This is a genomic window from Lactococcus garvieae (assembly GCF_016027715.1).
In the GTDB taxonomy this organism is placed as follows: Bacteria; Bacillota; Bacilli; order Lactobacillales; family Streptococcaceae; genus Lactococcus; species Lactococcus garvieae_A.
Window position 1 is genome coordinate 1249539 of the sequence record NZ_CP065691.1, and the last position, 12466, is coordinate 1262004.

Annotated in this window: 8 protein-coding genes; 1 reads left to right on the forward strand and 7 read right to left on the reverse strand. The window is 33.9% G+C overall.

All coding sequences use genetic code 11. From position 1 onward, the window contains the following. Nucleotides 1-129 precede the first annotated feature (129 nt). From I6G50_RS06215 to I6G50_RS06235, 5 genes are all read right to left on the reverse strand, one after another. Nucleotides 130-2004: a MucBP domain-containing protein gene (locus I6G50_RS06215; protein WP_197908265.1), complete on the reverse strand. Its 1875-nt coding sequence runs from the start codon at nt 2002-2004 to the stop codon at nt 130-132. Nucleotides 2005-2311: 307 nt separating this feature from the next. Continuing rightward, nucleotides 2312-4276 carry an InlB B-repeat-containing protein gene (locus I6G50_RS06220; protein ID WP_197908266.1) on the reverse strand — a complete coding sequence of 655 codons (1965 nt, stop codon included), beginning with the start codon at nt 4274-4276 and terminating at the stop codon, nt 2312-2314. A 485-nt stretch (nt 4277-4761) separates the two neighbouring features. After that, the gene (locus tag I6G50_RS06225; protein WP_081168499.1) at nt 4762-5136 is read right to left on the reverse strand and encodes an ArsC/Spx/MgsR family protein; all 375 of its coding nucleotides are present in this window, start codon (nt 5134-5136) and stop codon (nt 4762-4764) included. A gap of 161 nt (nt 5137-5297) precedes the next feature. Beyond that, nucleotides 5298-8690 carry a VaFE repeat-containing surface-anchored protein gene (locus I6G50_RS06230; RefSeq protein ID WP_197908267.1) on the reverse strand — a complete coding sequence of 1131 codons (3393 nt, stop codon included), beginning with the start codon at nt 8688-8690 and terminating at the stop codon, nt 5298-5300. A 472-nt stretch (nt 8691-9162) separates the two neighbouring features. Continuing rightward, a complete protein-coding gene (locus I6G50_RS06235) occupies nt 9163-10008 on the reverse strand; it encodes an Rgg/GadR/MutR family transcriptional regulator (RefSeq protein WP_003136004.1) in 846 nt (281 codons plus the stop codon). 500 nt (nt 10009-10508) lie between these two features. Here I6G50_RS06235 and I6G50_RS06240 point away from each other — a divergent pair, with 500 nt between their 5' ends. Further along, nucleotides 10509-11087: a tryptophan transporter gene (locus I6G50_RS06240; RefSeq protein WP_081168495.1), complete on the forward strand. Its 579-nt coding sequence runs from the start codon at nt 10509-10511 to the stop codon at nt 11085-11087. Nucleotides 11088-11347: 260 nt separating this feature from the next. Here the strand turns inward: I6G50_RS06240 and I6G50_RS06245 are convergent, their stop codons facing one another. Beyond that, nucleotides 11348-11986 carry a nitroreductase family protein gene (locus I6G50_RS06245; protein ID WP_197908268.1) on the reverse strand — a complete coding sequence of 213 codons (639 nt, stop codon included), beginning with the start codon at nt 11984-11986 and terminating at the stop codon, nt 11348-11350. Next, nucleotides 11987-12406: a MarR family winged helix-turn-helix transcriptional regulator gene (locus tag I6G50_RS06250; RefSeq protein ID WP_081168491.1), complete on the reverse strand. Its 420-nt coding sequence runs from the start codon at nt 12404-12406 to the stop codon at nt 11987-11989. Nucleotides 12407-12466 lie beyond the last annotated feature (60 nt).

A 12466-nucleotide genomic window follows, 5' to 3' on the forward strand; every position in this document is an offset into this window, starting at 1 on the left:
AAAATCATCAGGTTTTAGCCTAATGATTTTTTTATTTTCTATATAAAGGAAAACTGAGTATACCCTTTTGAGCATTCATACAAAACAACTCAAATCCTTAAGGCCTAAGCTCTTTTACTTTTTATGCTCTTACTTGTTTACTCTCTTAAAGCGAAAAACGTAAACAAGTAATCCTGTTGCTAATAGAACAGCGCCTATAGTTGAATTGACTAAAGCCATTCTTTCATTTTCCCCTGTTTTAGGTAAAGCTTGTTTTGATAATAAAGCTGTACGTTTGTTGCTCGTTTTACTATGAGTTTTTGATTCAGAACCAACTTCATCTTTGGCATTATTATTAGTTCCTGTTTCAGAACCAACTTCATCTTTCACATACACATAAGACACAGTCTGAGGTTGCTCGTTGTATTGTCCTGAAATGTTCCCCCGAACTTCTTTAAAAGAGTAGCCCTCAATAACTTTCTTATCCGTTATATAGCTTTCTCCCACAGTACCTGATTTTACAACATCTTCTGAAATGGAATTATCATCCGTATCCACATATCTAACAATGACTGTACCTATTAGATTAGGAATCTCATTTTTAGTATAGACATAAGTGACAGTTTGAGCTTGATTTGTGAACTGGCCTGTAGCATTACCTTGCACTTCTTTGAAAGTATAACCATCCAATTCTTTACGTTCAGTTGTGTAATTTTCACCAATATTACCAGTCTGCACGACATCCTCTAAAAGTGCATTTCCGTCTGTATCCACATATTTTGTAGTAATGTCCCCACCTTTTAGAGGCTGGGCATCTTTTACAGTAATTGTTGCTATAGCAGAATATGTTCCTTGGTTTTCAGAAGCTGAAAAGAAGTTGGGTACGAATCTTCTATAAGTAACTTTATAAGTGCCTGATTTTGTAGTATCTACCTGACCTGCAACATTTATGTTTGAAAAAGGTACTGTATTACCATAATAATCAGTGGAACTATCAAAGTTGTCTTCTGGTTTCCATGTATCTCCAACCGTTAGCTCTGAATCATGCACAAGTACTGTTGATTTATCTTTATATTGTTCATAAACATATGTTACTGTTTGAGGTTGATCGGTAAATTTACCTGTTACATAGCCTTGAACTTCTTTAAAAGTATAACCCAGTATATCTTTTTGCTCTGTCGTATAATCCTCACCAATAACTCCTGCTTTTACCACATCTCCTGAAATTGGTGTACCATCCGTATCTACATACTTAGCAGTTACATTGCCAGCTCCTGCCTTATTTTTTGTATAAAAATAAGTTATATCTTGTTCAGAAGTTGAAAAAACTCCCTGTGTATGAGTTGGTAATTTGGCTTCATTTATTGTATAACCCGGGATTATCTTCTTATATTCCTCCGCACTAGCATCATATAAGTCGCCTACACTACCCGTTACCCTCTGAGGCTCACTTATGATCGTGTTGTTTTCATCCACGTAATTTATATTTAAAGCAGCATTTATAAATTTCACATTATATGTAACATCAATTAACTCATTCGTTTGTATATCTGTATACTTAACTTTAAAAGTAAATCCCAAATAATTGACATTCTTACTAGATACGATGAAATTCGACGAAGACATTCTTAAAGTATTAGTAGAAGTTATTGGGTTGTCATAACTCACACTAGTAATTTTAGAGTTGATTGTATCTGTTTTATAGTTATAAAAATTTGTATTAGGCTCAATTCTAAAACCTAATTCTTTTGTAACGTATTGCTCAGGTATTGGAAGGGTAACCTTTAGTTGTTGAAAATTCATTGGATTATAGTCTACTGATACATCATAGGTATAATTTTCCGTTCTGGTGGCAACTCCATTACTAATAGATTGTGCATTATCTACATTAGGATTGGTCACTGCAAGCACAGGTGATAAATCAACAGTTGTCAGCAATATTAACCCTACCCCCACAACTTTTACTTTTTTATAAAAAACTATTTTTTTTCTCCTGCGCATATCTGCTTCCCTTTCCCATTCCATATTAACTATTTTTTAAAATTTTTAAGACTAATTTAAGCTTAATTGTATCATAAAAGCTGAACTGTAACTACTTTTATATACTTTTTCTAATATTACAATAGAGACTGTGTTATTGCTTTATTAAAAGGTATTAGATTCTCTCTGTCTGAAAAATTTTGGCAATACTGAAATTTTACCTCACTCAACAGTAGGGGTGCGCTATTTTTAGCATATCCCCAATAAAAAGAGACGTTATCCTCCTTCAATAAATGTCTCTTTTATCAACTTGTATATGACTATGGTCTCTATCCTAAATTTTAGATAAAGTCTACTTTCTAAATAACTTTTTTCTCGCTATAAGTAAGAAACTTGCGATAAAGGCAATACTACTTAGTAAATAAAAATTCGTTTTTTCTGCTTCACCCGTTTGTGGTAGCTTACTTTTTTCTTGAGCAGCACGTAAAGATTTAGACTTAGAAGAATACTGAATGCTATCACTACTATTGCCTTGACTATTCTCACTACCATTGTCACCACTGTTGTCACTACTGTTAGAAACTTTATTTTCAGTAGAGGCAACTGCTATTTTTTCCCAACTGGCATAGAGTGTCTTATCTCCTTGATCTTCAGGTGATATGTTTTCGATATTTTTTCCTTCTTGATTTGTCCATCCCATGAAAGTGTAACCTTGGCGCGTCGCCTTTTCAAAGCGGCTTATACCTTGGCCATATATGTAAGAGTCTGGATTTTTTTCAGAATTTTCTCCACCTTTGAGTACGTAATTGATTTTATAAGTATTTGCTTGCCATTTTGCGTATAATTTTTTCTCTCCCTGTGTATCTGAAGCTATGTTTGTCACTGGATTTCCAGCTTCATCGATCCATTCTACAAAAGAATAGCCTACACGTGTTGCTTTTTCAAAGGAGTCTATGCCCCTTCCATAGACATAAAATGTTGGATTTTTTTCATGATTCTCTCCACCATTTAAAAAGTAACTAATCGGGTGCTTATCTTCCACCCAATTTGCATGAAGTGTTTTTTCTCCTTGCGCATCTGCTGGTATGTGAGTAATACTGTTTCCGTCTTTATCTGTCCATCCTATGAAAGTATAATCTTCACGTTGGGGGGCTTCAAAATGACTGATGCCTTGTCCATAATTGTATGTCAAAGGATTGGCAGTGTGATTCGTTCCCCCATTTAGAACATAATTGATTTTAAAGGTCAGGCTCTCTGACTTAAATGACAATACAGCTGGTTCAGTATAAATTGGGTCAGTATTTTTTGAACCTACAGGGATAATTTTTAAGCGATATAAACTTCCTTCATCTGCAAGATCAGAAACAAAGTCAAGAGACTTAGTGACATTCTTATTGCCTTCTGAATTAGTCAGCGTTTCAGGAATATCATTAAAGGTTAAACCTTTGTCTTTGCTGGACTGCCAAATCATATCCACTGCTATTTTCTGAGGGGATGCAAGGTTTACATCAGACTCGAAATGAACCATATCTCCTGGTACTAAGTCAACTTGATCCTCTGGGTTGGTCCCTGATACTTGGCCATCATATTCATATTGGACTAAAGCTGGAACATTAAAATTAAAAGCGTGCCATTTATTAGGATCTCCATTATATGCTCTTTCTTGATATAAGTTAAAGGAAATATTTTGCACAACATTAGGAGCCAAACCAGCAACATCGCCCAGTAAGAAAACAGGTCTTGTTTCAAGGGATGTGTAATCTTCTGTAAGTGTGCTTAGAGGCATGAACCCTGTTGAAGCTCCCGTCATGTAAATTTTAATACCTGCACTGCCATTCACTGCTTGGCTGGTATCAATACTCGACCCTGTGTTGTCGGTCAGTGGGTTTGGAAGAGCCCAAGCTTGTAAGGATTCATCCCACTTATAAGAGCCAGCGGCCGCTGTAGCGCCACCAGAATTTGTGATATTAAAAGTAGGGACGTCCATGTAAGGTATAACATTCACCAATCGATAATCATTATTGGGAAGTTTAGTAAACGTGAGTGATCCTTGATACCGGTCACCATCAATAGTACTTGTACCTGGTGAAGGGATATTAAAAGAAGCTCTAAACAAACTATTGTTAGCACCTACCCAAGGTATGTGTGTCTTGTAGTCAAAAGTATAAGTTTTATCCGCAGTTGTAACTGCTCCTCCATTTGTTGCAAAAACTCTAGAAGGTAATACACTTAACAGAGTAACTATAGCTATCACAACATTTAACATGACGAGTCTTCTTAAGGATAGTGCTTTATATAATATTTGATATTTTCTCATTTTTATTTTCTCCTTATTTTATATATATTCTTTAGTAACTGATATCCAGTAAAATACTACCTTTAGCACTACTTTTTAAAAGCAGTGACACTATGTTTAAAGGCAAATTTCACTTTTCTAAAATTAAACTGATAAGACCTGAAAGCTAAATCCAATCCCTTTATTTTTAATATATTTACTTTATATTATTATATTATTATATTATAATAAGAAATAAATTAATTCAATATTTCTTTCGATGTAATTGTCTATACAAGTCCGTTTTTTTTATCGCCAAAATAGCTTAAAGTCTCTTATACTAGAGTTTAAAACATAATTTAAGTAACTTTTATGAGAAGAGGTTCGATAAATCGAACTGTTATGATAAAACTTTCCACTACAAATTATGTTTAAAATAAATATTAAATAATAAAAAATTACTGGACTCGTAAGCCCAGTAATCACAATTTAATTTTTCCCTTTGAATTTCTTTATCCTAAAATATATCATTGTAATGTTTTTCTATATTTTATAGGAAAAAATTGACGTATTTGCTCTGAATTAAAACCTATTAGACACCTATCTGCTTCCAATATTATAGGGGTCATGAGTAAAGCAGGATGCTTCTTTAAATAGACGAGTGCTTCATTAAAACTCATATTATTTATTTTTTCCCTATTTTTAATATTTTCATCAGAAACAGGTCCACTGGAGCGCTTCACAATATCAAACACGCCATTGTCAGAAAGAGAAAGCACATGTATCAAATCTTTATGTGTTATTTCTCTAATCTTCACTACTTCTATTTCGATGTCATGGCTTCTAAACCATTCAAGAGCTTTTTTACTTGATGCACAACTCCCTCTATAGTAAATTTTCATATTTTTTATCCTTAAATATGCTCTTTTTATTTAATATTGACTTGTTCATATTAGGTATTGAAGAATATACAACTGAGGACGCTTTCTCGGCCTAGCTTTTTTATAATTATTGTTTCCTAATTACAAAAAATTACTGAAGCCCTTTAGAAATCTCCTCATAATCATTTATTATTTTTCAAACGATATAACACAAATGAACTTGCTAATACTAAGAAAAGTAAACCTAATACCACACCACCTAGTAAAGAATGGTCTCCTAAATCTGGAAGGATTGATTCGTTAGATACTGGTGTTCTAAAGTTCACAGTTTGGTTTTCATCTTCCAAATCGGCGTGAACTGCTATTTCAGTTCCTTCTCGTACCAAAGATTCAAAGACAACTACTTCTTTACCTTGCAAATATTGAGCATTAAAGTTAAACACCACATTCACTTTCCCACTCACAAGAGATCCTGTAACTTTTTGACTATTACTTGGTCCACCTTCTCCAGCAACAAATGTTGTTGATGCCATAACTTTTTGACCATTAATTTGAAGCGGACGTCCTGTGGCTTTATCCATCAGTGTCCCAGTAACTGTATAGGTTTTACCTGCAATTAAATTTGTATAAGTAACTTGGTCATTTAAGACGACGCTACCATTTGTCTCAAAACTTTGTGTACCATCTTGAGCATTTGTAGCTTTTGTACCAATTTTAGGTTCAGTGACTTTTACAGTTTGTCCTTTATCCTTTAAATCAGCATGCACGGCTATTTCAGAGCCAGCACGAACGAGAGACTCAAAAACTACAAGTTCTTTCCCTTTTAAATGTAAACCAATAAATTTGAAAGTGACATGAATTTTTCCGCTGACAAAAGTTTTTTTACTTCCTAAAACATCTTTCGTCTTCTCATCGACTGCCTTATCTTGCCCTGCAATAAAGGTTGTTTGAGCCGTAACTTTCTCGCCATTAATCTCCAAAGGCTTACCAGTAGCTTTATCCATGAGCGTTCCATTTACTGTGTAAACTTGTCCTTCGACTAAATTCTCATATGCTACTTCATCCTCCAGAACAACCGTTGCTAATGGGTCAAATACTTGAGTACCGTCTTCTATATTTCGAGCTTGTGTCGCTAATTTTGGATCTGTAAATTTAACAGTTTGCTTTTCATCCTCAAGATCTGCATGAACAGCTATTTCAGAACCCTTACGTTCTAGAGCTTCAAAGACGACGAGCTCTTTCCCGTTGAGATGTAAACCATTGAAAGTAAAGATGACCTCGATAGTCCCACTTACACGTTTAGTAGGTGTTCCCTCTAAATCAACCATCTCTTCCTCTTTGGTCACTTCACCTTGACCTGCGATAAAGGTTGTTTGGGCGGTAACTTTTTTACCATTAATCTCCAAAGGTTTACCAGTTGCTTTATCCATAAGCGTTCCCTTGGCAGTGTATACCTTACCTTCAATTAAGTTTTCATAAGCTACTTCGTCCTTAAGGGTAATTGTTTCTACAGGCTCAAAACTTTGGGTACCATCATTGGCATTTGTTGCTTGTGTTGCTATTTTAGGGTCTGTTATTTCAACTGTTTGCCCTGCATCATTTAAATCTTCGTGCTTAGCAACAAAACGATATTCCTTATCCACAGCGTGTTGACGCTCAATCTTTTCGAAAACAACTAACTCGCTACCAGCTAAAGCAGAAGCGTTAAATTCAAACACCACATCAATAGTTCCATCGGAAGCTGTTGGAGTAAAAATCGTTTCACCTGTAACTTTTTCTTCCCCAACGACCAATGGTTGCCCAGTTGCTTTATTCATGAGAACGCCTGAAACTTTATACGTTTTTCCAATTTGTAAGTTATGATAAGCTACACTATCAACTAAAGTAACTTTTTCTTCTGGATCAAATAATTTTGAGCCATCATCTTGGTTTGTCGCAGTTGTTGAAATTTTGGGCTCATCAAACTCAACTGTTTGTCCTTCGTCCGTTAAGTCACTATGTGTCCCGACTTTTATATTTTCATCATATAAGTCTTCAAAAACAACTACTTTTTTACCTGCTAAAACAGAAGCATCAAAAGTGAAAGCAAGGCGGATTGTTCCACTACTTTGAGTAGGAATAAAAGATTTTTCTGCTGTTACTTCTTTGCCATTTACGAGTAACGGTGCTCCCGTTTGCTTATCCATTAGTTTACCTTTGATACTGTAAGTCCGTCCATCTGTAAATAGATGACTGTACTCTACATCATCAAAAATTGTTACTTCTTCTTCAGGCGATAATACTTTATCGCCATCTTCTGCGTCACTGGCATTAGTTTTTATTTCATTGTTAACTTTTATTGATAAATCAAACCCTGTTGGATTATAAACACGCCCTTTAACCACATCTTGTAAAGTAGCATGTTTGTAAACAACTGTGGCACCTACATAGGCGGGGTCGATATCAAAAGCGAAGCGAAGATCGGCAATATTGGCAGCAGATATCGCTTTAATTGTGAGGGTATTCCCACTTTTAGTCACTGTCATATTTGCAGGAGTTGAAGTGACTTTGTATGCTGCTAGGCTATTATTTTCATCCGTCAATGTAAGTGTTTCTCCTGCATTGATTGTGATGTTTTTCCCAGCGAAACTTGGCGGATTATAAAACGGACGAATCTTTTCATCTACTGCTTTTTTGAAAGCATTATAACCAGCTAAACTTACACTATTTGCTGTATCTGAAATACTACTAACACCAATTCCTGTAGCAATTTCTTGGCTATATTTTTCTGTATAAAAAGCATTTACAATCGATTTTTGCTTCTCATATCCAAAGTAGGCCATTAAAGAAATCTTTTGCATTTTGGTAGAAGTATCTTGACCTAAAGTAAAACCTGTATTGGCACCCGCATATAAAGGAGCTGCTGGTTCAATACACCATAGAAGATTTCGTTTTGTTTGATCATCATCCCTCTTAGCAAACCAGCGTGAACCTTCTTTCCCATTGGTGTATGTCCAACTAGCTGTCTTAATACTGTAAGCATCGTCAATAACGACATCACTTGCAGCTCTCGGAGAAATACCCAAACCATATCCATATTTTTGAGCTAGGACTGATAAAACGTCTTTTAAATCTTCACGTACATCCGTTCCATTTGTTGAATACAGCTTCCCATCGGCAAGTAGGTAATCATTTTGTGCCAAATATTCTTCTAAAGTTAATTCAGTAGATGCAGTAGGCCCATCATTCGCATTTTGGCTTTCTCCAATAATGGACTTCATCGAACTTTTTTTCGTCTCTGAAGATTCTGCAGTGCTACTCTCTCTATTAATTTCTTGGTCAGACGACGGTTTCGCTTTCTCTGTTGTCCCTCCTTGTTTACTCTCCCCTAAAGAGCCCTTTATGGCTTCTTTTTTTCCAGAATTTTCGTTTAACGCTATATCTTTTTCAGAAGAGCGTATCACCTCGGTCGTAGAAGTTGCTTCATTAACTGTTTCTGCTACTACTGTAATTCCTGGGAGGAATAAATTGAGTAAAAGTGACAGAGTTGCAATAACCGTTGCAACGCCCTGTAAATTCCTTATATATTTATTCATAATTTCTCCTTCCATTTTTTAAACTCACTTTTCAGGATAAACCTACTCAAATTTTTTTAATTTTTGATTTTGAATCCCCTCCTTTACACAAATCTTTTTATAATGTTTTTATAATTTTCCGTCAAAAATAAACAAGATTTTTAGTTTTGGCCTTTTTATAACATTAAAAAAATTTTTGTTTTATCCTTATGTATTACTAAAATACACCATATCTTTCACAAATTCAAACTATTTTTCGGTAAAATTATATAGACAAATCTAAGATGAAAAATTAATAATTTCTCTAAGTTAATAAAAACAACTTTTTTTTATTTTTTTAATATTTTTTCCTCATTTCAAGTTCAATTAATTGAATAATTTATATATGTAAATCCTTTTTCCGAGTTTTATATAGGCTAAAAAATACTTCTGTATGGCTAGTTTTTAGATAAAAAAAAGAAGGTTTAATAACCTTCTTTTTTATTATTTACGATTAATTTCCATTCGATAATTTTATTTGTTCAAAATTATTTTTAAAAATTTCCCGTAACTCCAAAGCATCTATTTCCGATAATATTTTTAGAACTCTACTGACCAGTTTCATTCCCATATTTTTATCTTCAAACTTATAAATCCAACAACCATTTACAAAAATTGAAGATATTCTGACATATGTATCAAACACAAGCGTTAATTTATCTAATTCATGTATTAACTTTTCTGAAAAATTCTTTTGTCCTCTTCTAATCATGGAAAGAATTGTCCGGATAACGAGTCTAATTAATAGATTTCTAAATTCAGTGATTTCTTTTAAGTATTGACTATTTTGGGATAAAATTCTCTCTATAAGGCTATATAATAAGTCAGGATTAATTTCTTCTAATGTATTCACTAGAATATACATTTCATAACTATGCCAAACCTCATAAGATTTAAGCTTATTTTCTATATAATGTACTTCATCCGTGGAAAGTTGTGCATAGCAAGCTTTTGCGGAGAGCGCAATCACTTGATTTTCTTCCATGTCGTATTTTATATTTTTACGGTATATTTTTTGGAGATTGTCCTGATCATTACTAAAATAGCTTTGCTCCATTTCTTTGAACTGTGACAGCCAGTAATCTTCCTCATCGTTATTAATCATTAACATATAAGAACGGAATGTTGTATGCATTTCTTGTAGAGCGAGATCCAACTTATCTAAAGAAATCATTGATTTACCATTTTCAAAATAAGACAAGGTTGATTTTGATAAACCTACACGTTCGAAATCACTTAAAAGTAAATGGTGCTGTAAGCGCAATTTTTTAAAGACTTCACCATATTTTTTATAAACCATAGTCCGTCCCTCCTATTTTATTATATTATATACATTTTAATCTCTTTATCTTACTTTAATTTTACCATAACCCCGCAGACTATTATTAAAAAAACAACTCAAGTTAAAAAAATTTAGTATACCATTTTAGAAGAGAATTTTCCTGTTCACTCCGCTTGTTACCAGGTGTTGTAAAACTATAACTTATAAACTTTTAGAGAAAATCTTTTTGCATAAGATATTTAATCATTGACAGTTAATTTATAAAATGATAGTATTACTATTAACAAAAAACGAAAGGAGCTGTACGCATAATGAACAACTGTTATTCTACTAAACTTTGGCAAAGATACAGGTGTATGTATGGCTTCTAAATGAATTCCATAGATACAAATTTTAGTGTACTTTCTAAAACCTGTATCTATGCAAAATATTGATGATATGAGCATAGAATATTCTATGCTTTTTTGTGTTCTAGAAAGTACTCTATCCCATTCCTAAATATAGAAAGAGAGACACTCATGAACAAAAAAACTAAATCATCAAATATTATTGCCCTCACTCCTGTGCTGATTATTATCGGTCAAATTTTAAATGTAATTACCCCCAGTATCGCTGGTATTATTCGTCCCGATTTTTCATTAGCATTTTTATTCTTATGTGTAATGATAAAGCCCACAGTAAAGCAAACTTTCTTAGCAAGTGGTCTTGTCATTATCACATCTATGGTGCTGGGAAGTAATCCGATTTTTCAAATACCCTCTGCTTTTGACCGCACTCTATCAGCTTTAGTCTGCCTGCTTATTTATAAATTAATCATCAAATCCTCTCCAAAATTATTTTTGATGAAGGTAGGTGTAACTTACTTCATTTCTACTCTCGTAAGTGGCTCTGTCTATGTTCTTTCAGTTTATTTCTTTGGCAAGCTCCTCCATATTTCTGAATTAATGATTGTCTTTAAAATGGGACTTCCCGTACTTTTCATCACGGTTGTCTCAACTGCTTTTGTGAACTATTTCTTAGGAATACTCCTCTATAAAATAGTTTCTATGATTTCAAAAGATAAATATCTTATCTCGTATTCATCACTTAAATATTAATACTCTAACACCATATCTCGAAGCATTATCCATTTTCAAGAGTAAGAGTATCTTGGCTATGAGGTGATTATTAATACTTATAGCTGAGAGATAGGAAATGAAAAAGCCTACCCTCTCGCCTTAAAAATCTCGGCCAGAAAGTATGCTTATAGAAAATATTCAATAAAGTTTTCGAGTTTATTTCATAATACAAGAGAGCGGTAGGGGAAACTACAGTTTCGTAATTCTATCCAATATCACTCTCTTGTTTAATCACTTGATTATTTAAATTCAGTAATCTTTTCAGCAGGTAAGCGTACTGATTCATAACCAGTTTCTTTAGCTTTACCAACTGACAAAATGATAACAGGGACATAGCGCTTTTCGTCCAAGCCAAAAGCTTCTGCCAACTGGTCTGACTCAAATCCTCCAATAGGATTTGTTTCATAACCATGTGCACGCGCGATTAGCATAAATTGCATCGCAGCTAAGCTAGAGTCAACTTTAACCACATCATTCATTACTTCTTTAGTAAAACTTTGATAATAAGGGATGATTGTTTCCAGTTGTTGATCTCTCACTTCAGGAGGCATTTTGCCTTCTTCCACAGCTTGGTTATAAATTTCTTCACCTAATTCATAACACAACATATCTCCAAATATAAGGACCATGGCCGAAGAAGTTTCGTTTTGGCGGGTATTAAAGCGAATCAAAGGCTTTAGCTTTTCCTTTTCTTCATCGCTTTCAACCACTACAAAGCGCCAAGGTTGCATATTTACAGATGATGGTGCTGTTGTTGCCTCTTGAATCATTTCTAACATTTCTTCATGTGAGATTTTATATGTTTCATCATAAACTCGTACTGATTTTCTGCCAAAAGTGATTTCTGAGAAATCGTTATTTACTCTATTCGTTGTCATTTATTTTTCCTTTTCTTCTGTTAACCTTGTCAATAACTCAAGAAACAAACTTTCTTCCTGAGCTGTGAAAGGCAACTTTAATTTATTTTCTGAAGAGTTATACTCTCTTTCACAGGATTCCAAAGCTTCTTTTGAACATTCTGTGATAGTTACAAAAACTTCTCGATTATTTTGTTTATTTCTTTCACGAGCGACGTAACCTTTGGTTTCTAGTATTTTCAAGTGCCGTGTAATGGCAGCACTATCTATTTTTAAATTGTTTTGTAATTCTCCCTGAGAACATTGCCCGTTCTCTTTCAAAAACATCATGAGTTCATAACGAGTAATACTGAAGCCAGTCTCTTTTTCAAACTTTGTCGTCATCTCTTGATTTGCAAGTTTGAGCTGATAAAAGAGCTGGCTCATCTGTCTAAGGTCCATATCGCCTCCTTCTTAATTGACCGGTCAATTGTTGACTAGTCAATAATACTATAATAAATT